At 55.9% G+C, this 22895-nt stretch carries 18 protein-coding genes; 8 read left to right on the forward strand and 10 right to left on the reverse strand.

The features are described 5' to 3' along the window. Nucleotides 1-9 precede the first annotated feature (9 nt). Nucleotides 10-558 carry a YcbK family protein gene (locus tag GNG26_RS07445; protein WP_103823365.1) on the forward strand — a complete coding sequence of 183 codons (549 nt, stop codon included), beginning with the start codon at nt 10-12 and terminating at the stop codon, nt 556-558. Nucleotides 559-576: 18 nt separating this feature from the next. Then, nucleotides 577-1224 (forward strand): MBL fold metallo-hydrolase, encoded by a 648-nt coding sequence (locus GNG26_RS07450; protein ID WP_039029469.1) that lies wholly within the window; start codon nt 577-579, stop codon nt 1222-1224. A gap of 112 nt (nt 1225-1336) precedes the next feature. Here the strand turns inward: GNG26_RS07450 and GNG26_RS07455 are convergent, their stop codons facing one another. The 4 genes from GNG26_RS07455 to pncB form a co-directional block, all read right to left on the reverse strand. Continuing rightward, nucleotides 1337-2527 (reverse strand): amino acid aminotransferase, encoded by a 1191-nt coding sequence (locus GNG26_RS07455; RefSeq protein WP_103178937.1) that lies wholly within the window; start codon nt 2525-2527, stop codon nt 1337-1339. Between the two features lie 184 nt (nt 2528-2711). Next, nucleotides 2712-3791 carry a porin gene (locus tag GNG26_RS07460; RefSeq protein WP_156238313.1) on the reverse strand — a complete coding sequence of 360 codons (1080 nt, stop codon included), beginning with the start codon at nt 3789-3791 and terminating at the stop codon, nt 2712-2714. Between the two features lie 605 nt (nt 3792-4396). After that, a complete protein-coding gene (gene asnS / locus GNG26_RS07465; protein ID WP_103178939.1) occupies nt 4397-5797 on the reverse strand; it encodes an asparagine--tRNA ligase in 1401 nt (466 codons plus the stop codon). Nucleotides 5798-5959: 162 nt separating this feature from the next. Further along, on the reverse strand, nt 5960-7162 hold the full coding sequence (gene pncB, locus GNG26_RS07470) for a nicotinate phosphoribosyltransferase (protein ID WP_156238314.1): 1203 nt from the start codon (nt 7160-7162) through the stop codon (nt 5960-5962). A gap of 264 nt (nt 7163-7426) precedes the next feature. Here pncB and pepN point away from each other — a divergent pair, with 264 nt between their 5' ends. Beyond that, nucleotides 7427-10039 carry an aminopeptidase N gene (pepN, locus tag GNG26_RS07475; protein WP_114387512.1) on the forward strand — a complete coding sequence of 871 codons (2613 nt, stop codon included), beginning with the start codon at nt 7427-7429 and terminating at the stop codon, nt 10037-10039. Nucleotides 10040-10188: 149 nt separating this feature from the next. Here the strand turns inward: pepN and ssuB are convergent, their stop codons facing one another. Genes ssuB through ssuE form a run of 5 tightly spaced genes read right to left on the reverse strand, consistent with a single transcriptional unit; the run spans nt 10189 to nt 14426 of the window. After that, a complete protein-coding gene (gene ssuB / locus GNG26_RS07480) occupies nt 10189-10956 on the reverse strand; it encodes an aliphatic sulfonates ABC transporter ATP-binding protein (RefSeq protein WP_156238315.1) in 768 nt (255 codons plus the stop codon). Further along, on the reverse strand, nt 10953-11744 hold the full coding sequence (gene ssuC / locus GNG26_RS07485) for an aliphatic sulfonate ABC transporter permease SsuC (RefSeq protein WP_103823359.1): 792 nt from the start codon (nt 11742-11744) through the stop codon (nt 10953-10955). The genes ssuB and ssuC overlap by 4 nt, the downstream gene beginning before the upstream one ends. A 9-nt stretch (nt 11745-11753) precedes the next feature. After that, the gene (ssuD, locus tag GNG26_RS07490) at nt 11754-12899 is read right to left on the reverse strand and encodes an FMNH2-dependent alkanesulfonate monooxygenase (protein WP_156238316.1); all 1146 of its coding nucleotides are present in this window, start codon (nt 12897-12899) and stop codon (nt 11754-11756) included. Further along, complete coding sequence (locus tag GNG26_RS07495; RefSeq protein WP_156238317.1) at nt 12896-13858, reverse strand: sulfonate ABC transporter substrate-binding protein; 963 nt, start codon at nt 13856-13858, stop codon at nt 12896-12898. The genes ssuD and GNG26_RS07495 overlap by 4 nt, the downstream gene beginning before the upstream one ends. Continuing rightward, nucleotides 13851-14426, reverse strand: a complete 576-nt coding sequence (ssuE, locus tag GNG26_RS07500; RefSeq protein WP_103178946.1) for an NADPH-dependent FMN reductase — start codon at nt 14424-14426, stop codon at nt 13851-13853. Before ssuE ends, GNG26_RS07495 begins: the two co-directional genes overlap by 8 nt. A 248-nt stretch (nt 14427-14674) precedes the next feature. Here ssuE and pyrD point away from each other — a divergent pair, with 248 nt between their 5' ends. Next, the gene (gene pyrD / locus GNG26_RS07505) at nt 14675-15685 is read left to right on the forward strand and encodes a quinone-dependent dihydroorotate dehydrogenase (RefSeq protein ID WP_156238318.1); all 1011 of its coding nucleotides are present in this window, start codon (nt 14675-14677) and stop codon (nt 15683-15685) included. A gap of 167 nt (nt 15686-15852) precedes the next feature. Then, nucleotides 15853-16389 (forward strand): cell division protein ZapC, encoded by a 537-nt coding sequence (zapC, locus tag GNG26_RS07510; RefSeq protein ID WP_103823355.1) that lies wholly within the window; start codon nt 15853-15855, stop codon nt 16387-16389. Here the strand turns inward: zapC and GNG26_RS07515 are convergent. After that, nucleotides 16386-17495 (reverse strand): YcbX family protein, encoded by a 1110-nt coding sequence (locus GNG26_RS07515; protein WP_156238319.1) that lies wholly within the window; start codon nt 17493-17495, stop codon nt 16386-16388. The genes zapC and GNG26_RS07515 overlap by 4 nt on opposite strands. Nucleotides 17496-17592: 97 nt before the next feature. Here GNG26_RS07515 and rlmKL point away from each other — a divergent pair, with 97 nt between their 5' ends. The 3 genes from rlmKL to pqiA are packed head-to-tail and all read left to right on the forward strand — an operon-like array spanning nt 17593 to nt 22893. After that, entirely contained in the window at nt 17593-19701 is a 2109-nt protein-coding gene (gene rlmKL / locus GNG26_RS07520) for a bifunctional 23S rRNA (guanine(2069)-N(7))-methyltransferase RlmK/23S rRNA (guanine(2445)-N(2))-methyltransferase RlmL (RefSeq protein ID WP_103823353.1), read from the forward strand. Nucleotides 19702-19713: 12 nt separating this feature from the next. Further along, a complete protein-coding gene (locus GNG26_RS07525) occupies nt 19714-21621 on the forward strand; it encodes an ABC transporter ATP-binding protein (protein WP_156238320.1) in 1908 nt (635 codons plus the stop codon). A gap of 18 nt (nt 21622-21639) precedes the next feature. Then, the gene (gene pqiA / locus GNG26_RS07530; protein WP_156238321.1) at nt 21640-22893 is read left to right on the forward strand and encodes a membrane integrity-associated transporter subunit PqiA; all 1254 of its coding nucleotides are present in this window, start codon (nt 21640-21642) and stop codon (nt 22891-22893) included. Nucleotides 22894-22895: the final 2 nt, after the last annotated feature.

Raw genomic sequence — 22895 nt, forward strand, 5'->3', positions numbered from 1 at the left:
CTGATTACCATGGACAAATTCGACGCTAATCGCCGTAAGTTGTTGGCGTTAGGTGGCATTGCGCTGGGCGCGGCCATCTTACCTACGCCATCATTTGCCACGCTCTCTACCCCTCGACCACGTATTTTGACGCTTAATAACCTGCACACAGGTGAGTCGATCAAAGCTGAGTTTTTTGATGGTCGGGGCTATATTCAGGATGAATTAGCCAAGCTGAATCACTTTTTCCGTGATTTCCGCGCCAATAAAGTAAAGGCCATCGATCCGGGATTATTTGACCAGCTTTACCGCCTGCAGGGTTTGCTTGGCACCCGCAAACCGGTTCAGCTCATTTCCGGCTACCGCTCTCTTGATACCAATAATGAATTGCGCGCCCACAGCCGCGGTGTAGCTAAAAAGAGCTATCACACCAAAGGGCAGGCGATGGATTTTCATATTGAAGGCGTTTCGTTAGCCAATGTTCGCAAAGCTGCGTTATCTATGCGCGCAGGTGGTGTAGGATATTACCCACGTAGCAACTTTGTGCATATTGATACCGGGCCATTGCGGCACTGGTAATAACAAATCAGGAGCAGTATGAACTATCGTATTATTCCGGTCACCGCCTTCTCCCAGAACTGTTCGCTTATCTGGTGTGAACAAACCAAACTGGCAGCCCTGGTCGATCCCGGTGGCGATGCAGAGAAGATCAAACAGGAAGTCGCTGCCGCTGGCGTGACCTTAATGCAGATCCTGCTGACCCACGGCCATCTCGATCACGTGGGGGCGGCGGCTGAACTGGCACAGCATTATGGCGTGCCGGTGATTGGCCCGGAAAAAGAAGATGAGTTCTGGCTGCAGGGATTACCGGCGCAGAGCCGCATGTTTGGTCTTGATGAATGTCTTCCCCTGACGCCAGATCGCTGGCTGAATGAGGGCGAGAGCGTCAACGTGGGCAATGTGACATTACAGGTCTTGCATTGTCCAGGGCATACTCCAGGCCATATTGTTTTCTTTGATGACCAGTCGCGTCTGCTGATTTCTGGCGATGTGATCTTTAAAGGCGGCGTAGGGCGCAGTGATTTCCCCCGGGGCGATCACGGCCAGCTGATTCGCTCGATTAAAGAGAAGTTATTACCGCTGGGCGACGATGTGACCTTTATTTCAGGTCATGGCCCGATGTCTACCCTGGGATACGAACGGCTGCACAATCCGTTCCTGCAGGATGAAATGCCGGTCTGGTAATAACCATTAAAAAAGCCTGCTTTAAGCAGGCTTTTTTAATTGCCCGGTGGCGCTACGCTTACCGGGCCTACACGTAGGCCGGGCAAACGCATTGCCGCCCGGCTTAGCGTTTTTACAATACTGCCACAATCGCTTCGCACAGCGGCGCCATGTTATCCGGCGTCATCCCCGCCACGTTAACACGACCCGATGCCACCGCATACACACCAAACTCTTCGCGCAGACGCAGAACCTGCTCTTTGGTCAGGCCGCTGAATGAGAACATGCCATTCTGTTTGATGATAAAGCTGAAGTCGCGATCCGCCCCTTTTTCCGCCAGGGTGTTCACAAACAGCTGACGCATGCGCTGAATACGCTGACGCATGTCGTTCAGTTCCTGCTCCCAGATAGCGCGCAGGGCGTCATTGCTGAGGATAGTCGCCACTACAGACGCACCGTGAGCCGGCGGGTTAGAGTAGTTAGCGCGAATAACAGATTTCATCTGGCTGAATGCACGGTCAACGGTCTGCTCATCAGACGCCACCAGCGTACAGGCACCTACGCGCTCGTTGTAGAGGCCGAAGTTCTTGGAATAGGAGCTGGCAACAATCAGCTCTTTATGGACTGCTGCGAAGGCGCGCAGGCCTTCGGCGTCTTCTTCCAGGCCACGAGCAAAGCCCTGATACGCGAAGTCGAACAGCGGCAGCCAGCCTTTTTCTACGGAGAGTTTCGCCAGCTGTTCCCACTGCTCAAGCGTTGGATCAATCCCGGTTGGGTTATGGCAGCAGCCGTGGAACAGCACCACATCGCCCGCCTGCGCTTCGCTCAGGCTTGCCAGCAGGCCGTCGAAGTCCAGAGAGTGGTTTGCCGCGTCGTAGTAAGCATATTCACGCACTTCCAGACCCGCAGAGTTAAAGACACTCTTGTGGTTCGGCCAGCTCGGATTGCTCACCCAGACGGTTTTTACGCTGGTGTTTTTGGCGAGGAAATCCGCTGCCACGCGCAGGGCGCCAGTACCGCCAGGGGTCTGCGCCGTGCGGGCACGTTTATCGCTGACAATCGCGCTGCCTTTGCCGAACAGCAGTTCCTGGGTGCAACGACCAAATTCCGGAATACCGTCGATGCCGAGGTAGTTTTTGGTATTTTCATTTTCCAGCAGATACTGCTCAGCTTTTTTAACGCTGGTCAGTACCGGGGTCTTGCCGGTCTCATCTTTATAGACACCAATACCCAGGTTAATTTTCCCAGGGCGGTCATCGGCACGAAACAGATCGGCCAGGCCCAGAATAGGGTCGGCAGGGGCGGCGGTAATGTTCTCAAACATGACGAAGTTCCATTGTGGTTACGGAAGTGAAATCCGCTATCAGGTTAACGATAGTTCTACAAAATGCCAACCGTTTGCTACAAAAAGCGTGCGGCTTTTCAAAAGTCGCCATTTTTTGCTTTCACGCATAAAAAAACAGGGCCGAAGCCCTGTTTTTTAGACATATAACAAAGTGGTGTACTGATTAGAACTGGTAAACGATACCTACACCCGCCTGGTCGTCGGTAGACAGGCCAGTTGCTTCGGTGTAATTGTTGTCGTCCAGCAGGTTGAAGCGGTACGCAGCGTACACGTTCATGTTCTTGTTGAAGTAGTACCAGGTACCCACTTCTACGTATTTCACCAGGTCAGCATCGCCGCCGGAGAAACCGTTACGACCGGTCAGATCTTTACCTTTGGACTGAACGTAACCCACGGATGGACGCAGACCGAAGTCGAACTGGTACTGAACCACAGCTTCAACGTTCTGAGTCTTGTTCGCGAACTCGCCGTCGTTTTCACGGGTCATGTTCTGAGATTCGCCGTACATTACCGCTGCGTACAGGTTGTTTGCGTCATATTTCAGGGAGGTTGCCCAGCCTTCAGCACGTTCGCCTTTACCGTCAACACTCTGAGCGGTAGAGCGGTCAGAGTTAGAGTAAGCTGCAGTTACGTTGAAGCCTTCAGCGAAGTCATAACCCAGAGAGTAGCTGCCGCCGTCGCCGTTCTGACGGCTGGTGGTGTGGCCAGATTCGTTTTTACCCTGATACTGCAGACCCACTGCCAGGCCGTCAACCAGACCGAAGAAGTCAGAGTTACGGTAGGTAGCCAGACCGGTGCTACGTGCGGTCATGAAGTTGTCAGTTGCCGCCAGGGAGTCGCCACCCCAGATAACGAACATATCGGTAGAAGCCAGCGCATCGTAGAACACGCCGTAGTTACGACCGTAGTCGAATGAACCGTAGTCACCAGCTTTCAGGCCTGCGAATGCCAGACGGGTCTTGGTGCCCTGAGCGCCTTCCTGGGAAGAAGCGTCCATGTTGTATTCCCACTGACCGTAACCGGCCAGTTGGTCATTAATCTGAGTTTCACCTTTGAAGCCGATACGCGCATAGGTGGTATCACCGTTGTTGGTGTCACCGTTGGTGGTCCAGATGTGCTCACCTACAGCTTTACCGTAGAAGTCCAGCTTGTTAGCGTTTTTGTTATAGATTTCTGCTGCGTTAGCTGCACCGGCTGCCAGCAGGGCAGGGATAACCACTGCCAGGATATTGCGCTTCATCATTATTTATTACCCTCATTGGTTTTTTTATGACACTCGCCACTGCCGTCAATAAATTCTGTCAATAAATATTTCCGGAACTATTGATGAGAGTTTGGTGTCTTTATGTGTCTGACAGGCATCTTTCCATTCAAATAGCGGTTTCGCTAGCCTGAAAGTGCTACAAACATAAAGAATCGGTTACAATGAGAAAATATGTGTAACTAAATGTGAATTTTAAGGAACTTTGTGAGGCACCTCAAAGTTCAGAGTTGAATGGCTAAATTTAAAGCTTCATATATTCTATCTATATGAATTGCTTATCTTAATTTTAGATAACGACTTTTTTTATGATCCGAAGCATTAGCGAACAATTTTTCTTATTTCTGAAAATGGACGTCTGGATAGCCGGGAGTTTGTGCGAAAAATGTGCTAATGCTTAAGAAAGAGATTAGGCGCAATAAGAATAGGGTTTATTTTTTGTTCAAAGATGTTTCGTGGAAATAAAGCGTAACACTGAAGAGGATATTGCGGGGTTGTGCTTTAAAGATACTGACTTTCAACTGACACAAGTTGACACGGCAGGATAAAATAATGGCCAGCATAGCTGGCCATTGAGTATTACGGGATTAGAACGTTGCGCTGCGCGGAGTACGCGGGAAAGGAATGACATCACGCACGTTCTGAACGCCGGTGACATAGGCAATCAGACGCTCAAAGCCGAGCCCGAAACCGGAGTGCGGCACGGTGCCATAGCGACGTAAATCGCGATACCACCAGTAGTCCTCTTTGTTGAGGCCCATTTCAGCCATACGCGCATCCAGCACATCCAGACGCTCTTCACGCTGAGAACCCCCGATGATTTCACCGATGCCCGGCGCCAGCACGTCCATCGCGGCAACGGTTTTACCATCTTCGTTAAGGCGCATATAGAACGCCTTAATGTCTTTTGGATAGTTTTTAACAACCACTGGCGCCTTGAAGTGTTTCTCGGCAAGGTAACGTTCATGCTCGGAAGCCAGATCAACGCCCCAGTAAACCGGGTTCTCGAACTTCTCACCGCATTTCTCAAGGATCGCGACGGCATCGGTGTAATCCACCTGCGCAAAGTCAGCAGAGACGAAACGCTCCAGACGGGCAATCGCATCGCTGTCGACGCGCTCGGCGAAGAATTTCATGTCGTCTGCACGCTCGGTAAGCACGGCCTTGAAGACATACTTCAGCATCGCTTCTGCCAGGCCCGCAACATCATTGAGATCGGCGAAGGCCACTTCGGGCTCCAGCATCCAGAATTCTGCCAGGTGGCGGCTGGTGTTGGAGTTTTCAGCACGGAAGGTCGGGCCGAAGGTGTAGATTTTAGACAGCGCACAGGCGTAGGTTTCGCCGTTCAGCTGGCCAGACACGGTCAGGAAGGCCTCTTTACCAAAGAAGTCTTTGTCGTAATCCACTTTGCCTTCTGGCGTGCGCGGCAGGTTTTCCATATCCAGCGTGGAGACGCGGAACATCTCGCCTGCGCCTTCGGTATCAGAGGCGGTGATAAGCGGCGTGGAGACCCAGAAGAAACCTTGCTCGTCGAAGAAGCGGTGCAGCGCCTGTGCAAGCGTATGACGGACACGGGCCACGGCACCAATCATGTTGGTACGCGGGCGCAGGTGAGCCACTTCGCGCAGATACTCGATGCTGTGGCGTTTTGCCGCCATCGGGTAGGTATCTGGATCTTCAACCCAGCCGGTCACTTCAATGGAGGTGGCCTGCAGTTCGTAGCTCTGACCCTGGCCCTGAGAGGCCACGATTTTACCGGTGACGACAACGGAGCAACCCGTGGTCAGACGCAGCACTTCCTGATTGTAATTGGGCAGAGAATTATTAATTACGGCCTGTACAGGATCAAAGCAGGAACCGTCATAGACGGCGAGGAATGAAAAGCCAGCTTTTGAATCTCGGCGGGTACGCACCCATCCGCGCACGGTGACTTCGCTGTCAACGGCTACGCGGCCCTGGAGTACGTCGGCTACAGGCACAACGCTCATAATAGTCTCTCTATGTTGTCCAAAAATAAAATCTGTATCCCCCTCTACAGGGGGATATCTATGTTACCTGGCATCCGCCATCAGACAAGCAGATTTCGCAATCATAAGAGAAGAAATAGGAAATAAATAAGAGAAGGGAGCGCGGCAGGCTCCCTGAAGAGATTAGCTGGCGATTTTTACCTGAGGCAGGTCGAAGGCTTTACGCAGCGCCCGCACGAAGGCTTTGTCATGACAGATGGTTTTGCCCGGGCTGTCGGAGAGCTTCGCCACCGGCTTGCCGTTACATTCCACCAGTTTAATCACTATATTCAGCGGTTTTACCTGTGGAATATCGCAGGTCAGACGGGTGCCGATCCCGAAGGCCAGATTTACGCGCGAGGAGAAATGTCGGTACAGGCCTACCGCTTTTGGCAGGTCGAGATTATCGGAGAAGACCAGCACTTTGCTCATCGGGTCGATGCCCAGCTTTTGATAATGGGCGATCGCTTTCTCACCCCACTCCAGCGGATCCCCGGAGTCATGGCGCAGCCCCTGATAGGCGGTGGCGAACTCAGGCCCGAAATCGCGCAGGAAGGCGTCCATGGTAATACAGTCGGTTAAGGCAATACCGAGCTGGTTCGGGTACTCATCAAGCCAGGCGGCCAGCGCCGCACGCTGGCTGGTCGCCAGTTCCGGGCTGATCTGCTGATGCGCCTGGAACCACTCGTGCGCCTGGGTGCCCATTGGGGTCAGGTTCAGACGGCGGGCCAGATCGTAATTACTGGTGCCGACAAACCACGGCTCCTGCTGCAGCCGCTCGACGATGGCCTGCTGCACCTCGCGGGAGAAACGGCGGCGGGTGCCAAAATCCATCAGACGGAAACGCGACATATCCAGCGAGTCGGTCAGTTGGGCAAAATCCACCAGCTTCTGTTCCAGCGTCGTCAGCGCCAGCTCAACGCTCGCCTCCGGGGAACGGAAGCGGTGCACCAGCTCGCTGATCACCGCCAGCAGCGGCACTTCCCACATGATCACTTCCCGCCACGGGCCTTCAAGGCGGATGTGCAGCTTGCCGTTATCATTGTTGATTTTTACCTGGGACGGGTCATAGCGGAAATTGCGCAGCCACTGAAGGTAATCTTCTTTAAAGAAGGGCAGGCTGGAAAGCCACTGGAATTCATCATCCTGCAGACGAAGATGCTGCATTGCGTCGACTTGCTCACGGATGGCGTCAGCATAGATCCCCAGCAAATCGTCACCACGGCAGCGGAATTCAGCCGCGACCTGTACGTCGTGGTATTGGTGGAAAACGGCTTGCTGCATATGCAGTTTGTACGCGTCGGTATCCAGCAGCGTATGCAGAACAGGAGAAGCGAATTGAGTCATAGGTGCGCAGTAGCATCCTCTCACGGGAGCGTTTAGTACAATAAACGACTAATGAAACCGCTGGAGTATACCTTGTTTAGCGATTTATTGAACCCCGATCACACCATAAGCCTGGACCAGGGTCGAGAGCATTTCGTGCCGCGTGTTATAAAAATGTAGCAAATAGAGTGTTTGTGACTGAAAAGATGAACATTCTGCATAGCGTGATTTAGACAACAGGAATAGACTGGTTCGTTATTCGACAAACGATGCAAAAGGTTTTCTATGACACAACAGCCTCAAGCCAAATACCGCCACGACTACCGTGCGCCGGATTACCTGATTAGCGATATCGATCTGACTTTTGACCTGGATGCCACAAAAACCGTTGTGACGGCGGTAAGTCAGGTGACGCGCCACAACGCCACGGCGGTGCCGCTGCGTCTTGATGGCGAGGACCTGACCTTAGTGTCGGTGCAGGTGAACGACACCCCATGGACCGACTATAAAGAAGAGAACAACCAGCTGGTGCTGGATAACCTGCCGGAACGTTTTACGTTACGCATCGTTAACGAGATTAGCCCGGCGTCTAACACCGCACTGGAGGGGTTATACCAGTCGGGCGTGGCGCTCTGCACCCAGTGTGAAGCCGAAGGTTTCCGTCACATCACCTGGTATCTCGACCGCCCGGATGTACTGGCCCGCTTTACCACCAAAATCATCGCCGATAAAGCCACCTATCCGTTCCTGCTCTCCAACGGTAACCGCGTAGGCGAGGGCGAGCTGGAAAATGGCCGTCACTGGGTACAGTGGCAGGATCCGTTCCCGAAACCGTGCTACCTGTTTGCGCTGGTGGCGGGTGATTTTGACGTTCTGCGCGACACCTTCACCACCCGTTCAGGGCGTGAAGTGGCGCTGGAGCTGTTTGTCGATCGCGGCAACCTCGACCGCGCCCCGTGGGCCATGACCTCGCTTATCAACTCCATGAAGTGGGATGAAGAGCGTTTCGGTCTCGAGTATGACCTCGACATCTATATGATCGTCGCCGTCGACTTCTTCAATATGGGCGCGATGGAGAACAAGGGCCTTAACGTCTTTAACTCCAAATATGTGCTGGCGCGTACCGATACCGCCACCGATAAAGACTACCTCGATATCGAGCGCGTCATCGGCCACGAATATTTCCACAACTGGACCGGCAACCGCGTCACCTGCCGCGACTGGTTCCAGCTGAGCCTGAAAGAGGGCTTAACCGTCTTCCGCGATCAGGAGTTCAGCTCCGACCTCGGCTCGCGGGCGGTGAACCGCATCAATAACGTGCGCACCATGCGCGGCCTGCAATTTGCCGAAGACGCCAGCCCAATGGCGCACCCGATCCGCCCGGACAAAGTGATTGAGATGAACAACTTCTACACCCTGACGGTGTATGAAAAGGGTTCTGAAATTATTCGTATGATCCACACCCTGCTGGGCGAAGAGAACTTCCAGAAAGGGATGCAGCTCTATTTCGAACGCCATGACGGCAGCGCCGCCACCTGCGACGATTTCGTGCAGGCGATGGAAGATGCCTCTAACATCGATCTCTCCCATTTCCGCCGCTGGTACAGCCAGGCCGGTACGCCGGTTGTCACCGTTAAAGACGACTACAACCCGGAAACCGAGCAGTACACCCTGACCATCAGCCAGCGCACGCCGCCGACTGCCGAGCAGGAAGAGAAGCACCCGCTACATATTCCGTTCGCCATTGAGCTGTACGATAACGAAGGTAAGGTGATCCCGCTGCAAAAAGGCGGCCATCCGGTGCATAACGTGTTGAACGTGACCCAGGCCGAGCAGACTTTCATCTTTGATAACGTCTACTTCCAGCCGGTACCTGCGCTGCTGTGCGAATTCTCCGCGCCGGTTAAGCTGGAGTACAAGTGGAGCGATCAGCAGCTGACCTTCCTGATGCGTCATGCGCGCAACGACTTCTCCCGCTGGGATGCGGCGCAGAGCCTGCTGGCGACCTATATCAAGCTGAACGTCAATCGTCATCAGCAGGGGCAGCCGCTGTCGGTACCGGCACATGTTGCCGACGCCTTCCGCGCAATTCTGTTAGATGAGAAGATCGATCCGGCGCTGGCGGCTGAAATCCTTACCCTGCCGTCGGTAAATGAAATCGCCGAGCTGTTTGAGATTATCGATCCGATCGCTATCGCGACGGTGCGTGAGGCGCTGACCCGTACTCTGGCAACCGAGCTGGCGGATGAGTTCCTGGCGGTCTACAACCACCATAAACTGGACGCCTATCGGGTTGAGCATGCCGATATTGGCAAGCGCTCACTGCGTAACACCTGTCTGCGCTATCTGGCGTTTGGGGAGACGGCGCTCGCCGACGAACTGGTCAGCAAGCAGTATCACACGGCCGACAACATGACCGATGCGCTGGCTGCGCTGGCTGCCAGCGTTGCCGCAGAGCTGCCGTGCCGTGATGCCCTGATGCAGGAGTATGACGACAAATGGCACCAGGATGGTCTGGTAATGGATAAGTGGTTCATCCTGCAATCCACCAGCCCGGCGGCGGATGTGGTGAACAAGGTGCGCAGCCTGCTCAATCACCGTTCGTTCACTCTGAGCAACCCGAACCGCGTCCGCTCTCTGATTGGCGCCTTTGCCAGCAGCAACCCGGCCGCCTTCCATGCGGAAGATGGCAGCGGCTACCAGTTTATGGTGGAGATGCTGACCGAGCTCAACAGCCGCAACCCGCAGGTGGCGTCGCGTCTGATTGAGCCGCTGATCCGTCTGAAACGCTACGATGAGAAGCGTCAGGCGAAGATGCGTGCCGCGCTGGAGCAGCTGAAAGGGCTGGAAAATCTGTCTGGCGATCTGTACGAGAAGATCAGCAAGGCGCTGGCCTGACAGAAAGCCGGGTCCGGCCTGGGGTTCTGTTTTGTAGGCCGGGTAAGGCGAAGCCGCCACCCGGCAATGCTGTGCGGCCTGATGCCCGGTGGCGCTAAGCTTACCGGGCCTACCAAGACCGGGCAGGCGTAAGTGCCGCCCGGCTTTTTTTATCCGTGCTTTCTGATGGGCACCTCACTGGCACCGCGCTTCATCACCCGCTCCAGGACCTCCGCTTCCAGCTCCGCCAACCGCGCCGAACCCACCCGGCGAGGGCGAGGAAGATCTACCGTCAGATCCAGCCCAATCTTACCCTCCTCAATCAGCAGTACCCGGTCCGCCATGGCAACGGCTTCGCTCACATCATGGGTCACCAGCAGCACCGTAAAGCCGTGCTCCTGCCATAACGAGACGATAAGATCCTGCATCTCAATCCGCGTCAGGGCGTCCAGCGCCCCCAGCGGCTCATCCAGCAGCAATAGCCCCGGGCGATGGATCAGCGCTCTGGCCAGCGCCACGCGCTGTTTCTGACCCCCTGACAGGGCGGCAGGCCACTCCCCGGCGCGATTGTCCAGCCCGACGGCGGCCAGCGCCTGTAATGCCTGCGCTTTCCAGTCGCCTTTCAGCCCCAGCCCCACGTTATCGATTACCGATTTCCATGGCAGCAGTCGCGCATCCTGGAACATCATCCGGGTATCGTCCTGGATCTCCGCCAGCGGGGTGTTCCCGGCCAGCAGTTCGCCGCTGTTCGGCGCTTCCAGCCCGGCCAGCAGGCGCAGCAGGGTGCTTTTACCGCCGCCGCTGCGGCCTACCACCGCCACGAATTGCCCGGCGGGAATATGCAGCTCCAGTTCGTTCAGAATGGTGTTTTCGCCGTAGCGTTTGGTGACGCCGTTAAGCAACAGCGGCGTCCCCTGGTTTAAGCGAGCCGTATTCATGCGTGTGCCTCCTTTATCGCGTAGGCCGGATTCCAGCGCAGCCAGCGGCGTTCCAGCCACTGGGCGCTGACATCCGCCAGTTTGCCGAGCAGGGCGTAGAGAACGATGGCCACCACGACCACGTCGGTCTGCAGGAATTCGCGGGCGTTCATCGCCAGGTAGCCGATACCCGAGTTGGCGGAGATGGTTTCCGCCACAATTAACGTCAGCCACATCAGACCGAGGGCGAAGCGCACGCCGACCATAATGGAGGGGAGGGCGCCCGGCAGGATAACGTGGATAAACAGGGCGAAGCCGGACAAACCGTAGCTGCGCGCCATCTCCACCAGCCCGCGATCGATATTACGAATGCCGTGCCAGGTGTTGATATAGACCGGGAAGAGCGTGCCGAGGGCGACGAGGAAAATCTTTGCCGTCTCATCGATACCAAACCAGAGGATCACCAGCGGGATCAGCGCCAGATGTGGCACGTTGCGCAGCATCTGGATCGAGGTGTCCAGCAGACGCTCACCCCAGCGGGAGAGGCCGCTGATCAGCCCCAGCGTCAGGCCAATCGACCCGCCGATGGAAAAACCAATCACTGCGCGCCAGGCGCTGATCGCCAGATGCTGCCACAGCTCACCGCTGGCGCTCAGGGACCAGAAGGCCTCCACAACCCCCTCCGGCGACGGCAGGATGCGGCTGGAGAGCCAGCCCACGGAGGAGGCTAACTGCCAGATAAGCACAATGCCTGCGGGAAGCAGCCAGGGGGCAATGCGCAGCAGCCATTTTCGGGAAGGGTTAGCCATGCGTTCTCCTTAGCTCTGGGCGACTTTACGCGGAATAAATTCGTTGGCGACCGCTTCACCCTGCTGCTGCAGGGGCTGCGGCTGCGGGATTTCTGGAATGGCGACATCCAGATGCGGGAACAGCAGTTCGCCCACCTTGTACGCCTCCTCCAGATGCGGATAACCGGAGAGAATAAAGCTGTCGATACCGAGGTCAGCGTACTCATTAATGCGCGCCGCCACGGTCGGGCCATCACCCACTAAGGCGGTACCCGCACCGCCGCGCACCAGGCCGACGCCCGCCCACAGGTTCGGGCTGATCTCCAGATTTTCTCTTTTACCGTTGTGCAGGGAGGCCATTCGGTGTTGCCCCACGGAATCGGTGCGGGCAAACGCGGCCTGCGCTTTGGCAATGGTGTCTTCATCCAGCTGCGAAATCAGGCGATCGGCGGCCTGCCACGCCTCTTCAGTGGTTTCGCGCACAATCACATGCAGACGAATGCCGAAGCGGACTTTACGACCCCGCGCCGCGGCTTTGGCGCGCACCTGTTCGATTTTCTCTTTTACCAGCGCCGGCGGTTCGCCCCAGGTGAGGTAGAGATCCACCTGTTCGGCGGCCAGATCCTGGGCAACGTCCGATGAACCGCCAAAATAGAGTGGCGGACGCGGCTGCTGAATCGGTGGGAAGTAGAGTTTCGCGTCACGCACATGGATATGCTTGCCCTCGAAGGTGACGCTCTCACCCTCCAGCAGACGACGCCAGACGTGGGTGAACTCCGCGGAGGCTTCGTAACGCTCGGTGTGATCGAGGAAGACGCCGTCTCCCGCCAGCTCCTGCGGATCGCTGCCGGTTACCAGGTTAAAGAGCGCGCGCCCGTTCGACAGGCGGTCGAGGGTCGCGGCCTGGCGTGCGGCCACCGTCGGGGAGGTTACGCTGGGACGCAGGGCCACCAGAAACTTCAGGCGTTGGGTCACCGGGATCATCGACGCCGCCACCAACCACGCATCCTCGCAGGAACGACCTGTCGGGATCAGCACCCCGGTAAAACCAATCCGGTCGGCGGCCTGGGCGATCTGCTGAAGATAAGCATGATCCACCGGGCGTGCGCCCTCGTCGGTGCCCAGATAATGACCGTCGCCGTGGGTAGGTAAAAACCAGAACAGATTCAGACTCATGATTTATCTCCTTTCGAGGCAGTGGGTTGCCAGATGCGGTCGCGAATAACGATTTTTTTCGGTACCAGATGGTTGTCGTAAAACAGGTCGGCGGTTTGCTGCTGTAACACGGCGATTTTCGCATCCACCGGTTTGATGACGGTTGGCGGGCGATGGTCAAGGTAGGTAGCAATGACCGGCTCCGGCAGACCCATGCTTTTTGCCAGCAGGGCGATACTGGCCTGACGCTGGCTCTGGGTGAGGGCGTCCGCTTCGCTGAAGGTATCCAGCACGCCCTGAATAAAGGCACCGTTCTTCTCGGCATAGGGGCGTGCGGCAAGGTAGAAAGAGCCGGTCTGTTTCAGGGTTTCGCCATCTTTCAGTACTCTCACACCCCCCTGCAGCAGCACCGCAGAGTAGTAAGGGTCCCAGATAGCCCAGGCATCGACATTCTGTTGCTGGAAAGCGGCGCGGGCATCCGACGGGGAGAGATAGACCGGCTGAATATCCTTAAAGGTCAGGCCCGCCTGCTGGAGCGCGCGCAGTAAAAGGTTGTGCGAACTGGAACCTTTCTGGAAAGCAACTTTGTGGCCTTTCAAATCCGCTACGGTTTTAATCGGGCTGTTTTCAGGCACCAGGATCACTTCGGCTTTCGGTTTGGGCGGCTCAACGCCGACGTAAACCAGGTCCGCGCCAGCGGCCTGGGCGAAGATCGGCGGGATATCGCCGGTACTGCCAAGATCGATACTGCCGACGTTCAGCGCCTCCAGCATCTGCGGGCCAGCCGGGAACTCAACCCAGGAGAATTTGGTGTCCGGGTAGCGTTTTTCCAGCAGCTGATGGCTCTTCGCCAGCACCATACTGACGCTGCCTTTCTGATAGCCAATACGCAGATTGTCGGGCGCGGGCTCTGCGCCATGCGCCAGTGCGGAGAGAGCCACCAGACCTGCCAGACTCAGGCGTGCAAGGGATTTAAACATGGGCGACTCCTTTCTGAAGACCAAAGGCGGGAACCTGAACGTCGCGGCGATGTAGCGCCTGCCAGAAGGTCTCCAGCGCGCTGTCGAGGCGGGTTTGCAGGTTCGGGGTAAAGTGCGGCTTGTGCTGGTAGTCGATGACCTGAGAATCATCGGCAAACACGCCGTGCAGGATCTCCTGGGCTTTCAGGGCGTTGAGCACCGGTTTCAGGGCGTAATCCACCGCCAGCAGATGAGCCACGGTGCCGCCCGTCGCCAGAGGCAGGACGACTTTGCCCTCTAACGCGCGCTCCGGCAGCAGATCGAGCAGGGTTTTCAGGGCGCCGGAGAACGAGGCTTTATAGATCGGCGTGGCGACGATCAGCCCATCGGCCTCTTTTAACTGTTCATTCAGCGCCTTCAGCGCAGGGCTGTCGAAGCGGGCATAGAGCAGATCTTCCGGGGCAAAATTTTGCAGATTCCAGTGGAACACCTCCACATCCAGAGAGGTAAGCTGCTCCCGGGCGTACTCCAGCAGTGCGCTGGAGCGGGAAGGGAATCGCGGACTGCCGGCCAACGTAATGACGCGCATAGATGCTCCTTATAACCAATTATTTGCTTTTATCTAACATTGATAACATTTGTTGGCAGTGTGGCACCGCTGGCTTATTCCGCTAAATGATTTATCCGCAAGATAAATGCCGAAAATTGAATAAAGGAGGAGTGAAAAGTAAACGATTGCGCGGCATGGGGCTTTTTTTGCCTCAGGTCAATTCCCTTTCCCGCTGCGATCGCAGATAATACGCCCCCGGTTTGCACACCGGGAATCCAGGAGAGTTCATGTACTACCCCTTCGTTCGTAAAGCCCTTTTCCAGCTCGATCCTGAGCGCGCTCATGAATTAACGTTCCAGCAGTTACGCCGTATTACGGGAACCCCGCTCGAAGCGCTGGTGCGCCAGAAAGTGTTGGATAAGCCGATCACCTGTATGGGGTTAACCTTTAAAAACCCACTGGGTCTGGCGGCAGGGCTGGATAAAAATGGCGAGTGCATTGATGCACTGGGTGCGATGGGCTTCGGCTCCATCGAAATTGGTACCGTCACACCGCGTCCGCAGCCGGGTAACGACAAGCCACGCCTGTTCCGCCTGGTAGAAGCCGAAGGGCTGATTAACCGCATGGGGTTTAATAATCTCGGTGTCGATCACCTCGTTGAAAATGTGAAAAAGGCCCATTTCGACGGCGTATTAGGCATTAATATCGGCAAAAATAAAGACACGCCGGTCGAACAGGGCAAAGATGACTACCTGATCTGCATGGAGAAAGTCTACGCTTATGCTGGATATATTGCGGTGAATATCTCCTCGCCTAACACGCCAGGTCTGCGTACCCTGCAATACGGCGAAGCGCTGGATGACTTATTAACCGCCATCAAAAATAAGCAAAATGAACTCCAGGCGACGCACCATAAATATGTGCCGGTCGCCGTTAAAATTGCGCCGGATCTGACTGAAGAAGAGCTGATTCAGGTGGCCGACAGTTTAGTTCGTCATAATATTGATGGTGTTATCGCTACCAATACCACGCTCGACCGCGCTTTAGTTCAGGGGATGAAGCACTGCGATGAAATGGGCGGCTTGAGCGGACGCCCGGTGCAGTTAAAAAGCACCGAAATTATTCGTCGTCTGTCGCAGGAATTAAATGGCCGCTTACCGATTATTGGGGTTGGCGGGATTGATTCAGTCATCGCCGCCCGTGAAAAAATGGCTGCTGGCGCTTCGCTTGTTCAGATATATTCCGGCTTTATTTTTAAAGGTCCGCCGCTGATTAAAGAAATCGTTAATCACCTCTAACCTTTTAGCATGACTGACAACCAGGGCTTTATTTCCAGCTCTGGTTGTTTTATATTCCCGGACTGTTGCTTTATTAGACATAGTAGTCTTTGATTACTGAGGTTAAAAAAACGAAGCGGCAATAAGGACTTTCTTACGACAGGACGTTTCGGGAACGGGAGAGACAGATGCGAATTAAACCTGACGATAACTGGCGCTGGTATTTCTGCGAAGAGCACGATCGTATGATGCTCGATCTGGCCAATGGTATGTTGTTTCGTTCGCGTTTTGCCCGCCGGATGTTAACCCCGGACGCCTTCGCCGATACCGGTTTTTGCGTCGATGATGCTGCCCTCTATTTCTCTTTTGAAGAGAAGTGCCGTGACCTGGAACTGTCGAAAGAGCAACGCGCTGAACTGGTGCTCAATGCGCTGGTGGCGATCCGCTTCCTCAAACCCCAGATGCCAAAAAGCTGGCACTTTCTTGCCCACGGTGAACGCTGGACACCGACAATCGGCGACGCCGCCTGTGTCAGCCTGAGCGAAAATGGTGAGCAGGTGAATTTGCTGGTGGTGGAGCCGGGCGACAACGCTGCGCTCTGTTTACTGGCGCAGCCCGCGGTGACCATTGCCGGGCGCACCATGCAGTTGGGCGACCCGATTAAAGTGATGAATGACAGGCTGAAACCGCAACCGGTCAGCTTCAGCCTGGAACAGGCTGTTTAAGCCTCGAGCTGTAACGACGTTTTCGGCACACAGCTACAGCACAGGATTGTGCCGTCGCTGCCAATGGCCGATTTCTTCAGCGCGCTCACTTCCCCCTCAACCAGCGTGATGCGACAGCATCCGCAAATCCCCGCACGGCAGGAGTAGGGCACGCGAATACCGGCCTGTTCAAGCTGCTCCAGTAACACCTGCTGATTGTTACCGCGAATGGTCTGTCCCTGCCACTGGATGGTCACCGCCGTTGCAGGCTGCACTTCCATGTCGCTGGCCTCTTCTTCGGCACCTGCGCCGTAGAGGCGGCCCGGGGCGGTCGAGAGGATCTCCACCTCGTCGCCCACGCGGATCACTCCGCTGGAGCGCGGGATCAGGTTCTGACCGAAATCGACATCACCATTATCCTGCGCGGTGCGGAAAGATTGCAGGGTTTTTAGCGGTTCGCCAGCCGGGTGTTTCTGCCCCTTTTCCGGGCTGACGGTGGTAAAGATGCAGCGGCTACAGGGTTTCACCACATCAAAAATGACCTCGCCAATGCGGATCACTTTCCAGGTGTCCTCTTCCCAGGCGGCAGCGCCGGTCACCACCAGGTTCGGGCGGAACTGCTCCATCTGCACGCTGGCCGGGCAGCGCTGTTGCAGGTCGCGCAGCGAGGCTTCGTTAGTGAGCAGATACGGGAACCCGTCGGCAAAAGAGAGCGGCACCGCGGCAAACTTAGCCACGCGTCGCGTCAGCTCCGGCCCAACCCAGCGCAGCTGAACCGGGCGGGAAAAGAATTCGCTCAGCCAGCGGTTGATCGCATCCGGGGCGATACGGGCGGTAAAGTGGTTGCCCCAGACTTCGGTGGGCGCATCCGCTGGCGCAAAATCGCTGAAACGGACGATACTACTGGAACCATCCGGCGCAGTCAGATGGAGACCATCCTGAACCGGCGCCGGGGTAAAGCGAACCATTTGCGGGAACTGGCGTGCGGTAATAAATGTGCCATCCAGCTCTGTGACCATAAAAATGCGATCAAAGGCAAAACCGCTGACATCGGCAAGGGCATGGGTGAGCCCAATACCCCGCATGGATTTAACCGGATGAATGAAAAGCCTGGATAACGTCGCCACGGCGCAGCCCTCAAATGAAAATAAGCCCTCAACTTTATGACATAGAGCCCAGATTGGCTATAATGCGCAGCAATTTTCTTAGAGTAAAAGTGACGATATGAATTCTCTGTTTGCCAGTACGGCCCGTGGGCTGGAAGAGCTGTTAAAAACTGAACTGGAAAACCTGGGCGCGCAAGAGTGCCAGGTGGTTCAGGGTGGTGTCCATTTTCAGGGCGACACGCGGCTTATTTACCAGAGCCTGATGTGGAGCCGCCTGGCCTCACGCATCATGTTGCCGATGAGAGAGTGCAAGGTTTATAGCGATCTCGATCTTTATATTGGCGTGCAGACTATCGACTGGACAGAGATTTTTGCCCCAGGCGCCACTTTTGCCGTGCACTTCAGCGGCCTGAACGATGAGATCCGTAACAGCCAGTACGGGGCGCTGAAGGTCAAAGATGCCATCGTCGACTGTTTCACGCGCAAAAATCTGGAGCGTCCGAACGTCGATCGTGAAAATCCGGATCTGCGCATCAACGTTCGCCTGAATAAAGAAGTCGCCAGCATTGCGCTGGACCTGTGTGGCGAAGGCCTGCACCAGCGCGGCTACCGCGATCGTGCCGGTATTGCGCCGATCAAAGAGAACCTTGCGGCCGCCATCGTGATGCGTTCCGGCTGGCTGCCGGGTACGCCGCTGCTCGATCCGATGTGTGGTTCCGGTACCCTGCTTATCGAAGCGGCGATGCTGGCAACCGACCGCGCGCCGGGCCTGCATCGCGGCGCGTGGGGCTTTAAGGGTTGGGCTCAGCATGACGAGGCCATCTGGCAGGAGGTCAAAGCCGAAGCCCAGACGCGCGCACGTGCCGGGCTGGCAGCCTATGAATCCCGTTTCTATGGTTCTGACAGCGACGCCCGCGTGATTGAACGCGCGCGCAGCAACGCCCGCCGCGCCGGGATCGGCGAGCTGATCGCCTTTGAGGTTAAAGACGTTTCCCAGCTCACCAATCCGCTGCCAAAAGGCCCGTACGGCACGGTGATCAGCAACCCGCCTTACGGCGAACGTCTGGACAGCGAGCCTGCGCTGATTGCCCTGCACAGTCTGCTGGGGCGCACCATGAAGGATCTATTTGGCGGCTGGAATCTCTCTTTGTTCAGCGCCTCCCCTGAGCTGCTGAGCTGCCTGCAACTGCGCGCCGAGCGCCAGTTCAAGGCCAAAAACGGCCCGCTGGACTGCGTGCAGAAAAATTACCATCTGGCCGAAAAAGAGGCAGACAGCAAACCTGCCACCATCGCGGAAGATTACGCCAACCGCCTGCGCAAGAACCTGAAGAAATTTGAAAAATGGGCGAAGCAGGAAGGCATTGAATGCTATCGCCTGTATGACGCCGATCTGCCGGAATACAACGTGGCGGTCGATCGCTACGCCGACTGGGTGGTCGTGCAGGAGTATGCCCCGCCTAAAACTGTCGATCCGCAGAAAGCCCGTCAGCGTATGCTCGATATTATTGCCGCGACCATCAGCGTGCTGAATATCGCCCCGAACAAGCTGATCCTCAAAACCCGTGAGCGTCAGAAGGGTAAAAACCAGTACGAGAAGATGAACAGCAAGGGCGAGTTCATCGAAGTGGGTGAATATAACGCGCGCCTGTGGGTGAACCTCACCGATTACCTCGATACCGGGCTGTTCCTCGACCACCGCATTGCCCGCCGCATGCTGGGCCAGATGAGTAAAGGTAAAGACTTCCTGAACCTCTTCTCCTATACCGGCAGCGCCAGCGTACATGCCGGCCTGGGCGGTGCGCGTACCACTACCACCGTGGATATGTCCCGTACCTATCTGGAGTGGGCGGAGCGCAACCTGCGCCTTAACGGCCTGACCGGTCGCGCGCACCGCCTGCTGCAGGCTGACGTGCTGGGCTGGCTGCGAGAAACCGAAGAGCAGTTCGATCTGATCTTTATCGATCCGCCGACCTTCTCGAACTCCAAGCGCATGGAAGAGTCTTTCGATGTCCAGCGCGACCATATTACGCTGATGAAAGATCTAAAACGTATGCTGCGTAAAGGCGGCACGATCATGTTCTCGAACAACAAACGCGGTTTCCGCATGGATCATGAAGGGCTGGAAAAACTGGGGCTGAAAGCACAAGAGATCAGTCAAAAAACCTTGTCCCAGGATTTTGCCCGTAACCGTCAGATCCATAACTGCTGGCTGATTACCGCGGTCTGAAAGGAAAAGTAAATGTCATTAATTAGTATGCATGGAGCGTGGCTGTCGTTCAGCGACGCGCCGCTTCTCGATAATGCTGAGCTGCATATCGAAGATAACGAACGTGTCTGTCTGGTGGGGCGTAATGGCGCCGGAAAATCGACGCTGATGAAGATCCTCAACCGCGAGCAGGGGCTGGATGACGGGCGTATTATTTACGAACAGGATCTGGTCGTGGCGCGTCTGCAACAGGACCCGCCGCGCAACGTTCAGGGCAGCGTTTACGATTTTGTTGCCGAAGGCATCGAAGAGCAGGCCGAATATCTGAAGCGCTACCACGAGATCTCGCATCTGGTGATGACCGACCCCAGCACCAAAAACCTGAATGAGATGGCGCGCCTGCAGGAGCTGCTGGATCATCATGGCCTGTGGCAGCTTGAAAACCGTATCAACGAAGTGCTGGCGCAGTTAGGTCTGGAAGCGGACATGCCGCTGGCCTCGCTTTCTGGCGGCTGGCTGCGTAAGGCGGCGCTGGGCCGGGCGCTGGTCAGCGGGCCGAAAGTGCTGCTGCTTGATGAGCCGACCAACCACCTGGATATCGAAACCATCGACTGGCTGGAAGGGTTCCTGAAAACCTTCAACGGCACCATCATCTTTATCTCTCATGACCGTTCGTTCATTCGCAATATGGCGACCCGTATTGTCGATCTCGATCGCGGCAAGCTGGTGACCTATCCTGGCGATTACGATACCTATCTGCTGGAAAAAGAGGAAAACCTGCGGGTAGAGGAGCTGCAAAACGCAGAGTTCGACCGCAAGCTGGCGCAGGAAGAGGTGTGGATCCGTCAGGGCATTAAAGCGCGTCGTACCCGTAATGAAGGCCGCGTCCGTGCCCTGAAAGCAATGCGCCGAGAGCGCAGCGAACGCCGCGAGGTGATGGGCAGCGCGAAGATGCAGGTCGAAGAGGCGAGCCGTTCAGGTAAAATCGTCTTTGAGTTGGAAAACGTCAACTACCAGGTCGACGGCAAGGTGCTGGTGAAGGACTTCTCCGCCCAGGTACAGCGCGGCGACAAAATCGCCCTTATCGGCCCGAACGGCTGCGGTAAGACTACGCTGCTGAAGCTGATGCTGGATCAACTTAAGGCCGACAGCGGCCGCATCCACTGCGGTACCAAGCTCGAAGTGGCGTACTTTGACCAGCACCGCGCGGAGCTGGATCCGGATAAAACGGTGATGGACAACCTCGCCGAAGGCAAGCAGGAAGTGATGGTAAACGGTAAGCCGCGCCACGTGCTGGGCTATCTGCAGGACTTCCTGTTCCATCCAAAACGGGCGATGACCCCGGTGCGTGCCCTCTCTGGTGGGGAGCGTAACCGCCTGTTACTGGCGCGTCTGTTCCTGAAACCCAGCAACCTGCTTATTCTTGACGAACCGACCAACGATCTTGACGTTGAAACGCTGGAACTTCTGGAAGAACTGATTGATAGTTATCAGGGAACTGTGATGCTGGTCAGCCACGATCGTCAGTTCGTGGATAACACCGTTACCGAATGCTGGATCTTCGAAGGCCAGGGCCGAATTGGCCAGTATGTGGGCGGTTATCACGATGCCCGTGGGCAGCAGGCGCAATCGCAGGCGACAAAACAGTCAAAAGTGAAGGTGGAAGCGGAAGTTGCTGTTCCAAAAGCAGAAAATAGCAAACGCACCACGGCCAAATTAAGCTATAACCTTCAGCGCGAACTGGAAGGCTTGCCGCAGCGTCTGGAAGAGCTCGAAGCCAGTCTGGAAAGTTTGCAGGCTCAGGTGGCAGACGCGTCATTCTTCAGCCAGCCGCATGACTATACTCAAAAAGTTCTGGCCGATATGGCCCAGGCTGAGCAGGCGCTGGAAGAGGCATTTGAACGCTGGGAATATCTTGAGGCTCTGAAAAACGGCGCATAAGTTAAACATGGAGCCAGTATGTGTGAACATCACCATGCCGACCGGCATATTTTATGCTCACAGTGCGATATGCTCGTGGCGCTTCCCGTGCTCGAGCATGGCCACAAAGCGGCATGCCCGCGCTGCGGGACAACGCTGACAACAGAGTGGGACGCGCCGCGGCAGCGTCCTACTGCTTATGCCATTGCTGCGTTGTTTATGCTCTTTCTCTCCAATCTTTTCCCCTTTATTAATATGAAGGTGGGGGGCATCACCAGCGAAGTCCATTTGCTGGAGATACCCCGCGTGATGTTCTCAGAGAATTACGCCAGTCTGGGAACATTCTTTTTACTTTTCGTCCAGATCGTACCGGCGTTTTGCCTGGTGGTTATCTTACTGCTCGTGAACCGGGCGCATATGCCCGGAGCACTGAAGATCAGGCTGGCGCGGATCCTGTTCCAGTTGAAAAGCTGGGGAATGGCGGAGATTTTCTTAGCCGGTATTCTGGTGAGCTTTGTTAAGCTGATGGCCTACGGCGATATCGGCATTGGCAGCAGCTTTATTCCCTGGTGCCTGTTCTGTATCCTGCAACTACGCGCGTTTCAGTGCGTGGATCGCCGTTGGGCATGGGACGATATCGCCCCTGCGCCCGCGTTGCCGCAAACGCTGCAACCCGGCGTGCCGGGAATCAACCAAAATTTGCGCTTATGCGCCTGCTGCACAGCGATCCTTCCTGCCGACCAGTATGTCTGCCCGCGTTGCGCAACAAAAGGGCATGTGCGGCGTAAAAACAGCCTTCAGTGGACCATAGCGCTGCTTATTACGTCCATGATCCTCTATCTCCCGGCCAATATTCTGCCGATTATGATTACCGACCTGCTGGGCGATAGAATGCCATCGACCATCATGGCCGGGGTTGTACTGCTATGGAGTGAAGGCTCCTATCCGGTTGCGCTGGTGATCTTTATCGCCAGTATTATGGTTCCCACGCTCAAAATGATTGCGATTGCCTGGCTCTGCTGGGATGCGAAAGGGCACGGCAAGCGTGACAGCGAGCGGATGCATCTGATCTATGAAGTCGTGGAGTTTGTCGGGCGCTGGTCAATGATTGACGTCTTTGTTATTGCCGTCCTCTCTGCGCTGGTGCGTATAGGCGGATTAATGAGTATCTATCCCGCCATCGGAGCGGTGATGTTTGCATTGGTCGTGATTATGACCATGTTTGCGGCCATGACTTTCGACCCTCGGTTATCCTGGGATCGTGAGTCAGCGTCGAGCCATGAGGATGAATAAAA

Source organism: Leclercia sp. J807 (assembly GCF_009734465.1).
Classification (GTDB): Bacteria; Pseudomonadota; Gammaproteobacteria; order Enterobacterales; family Enterobacteriaceae; genus Enterobacter.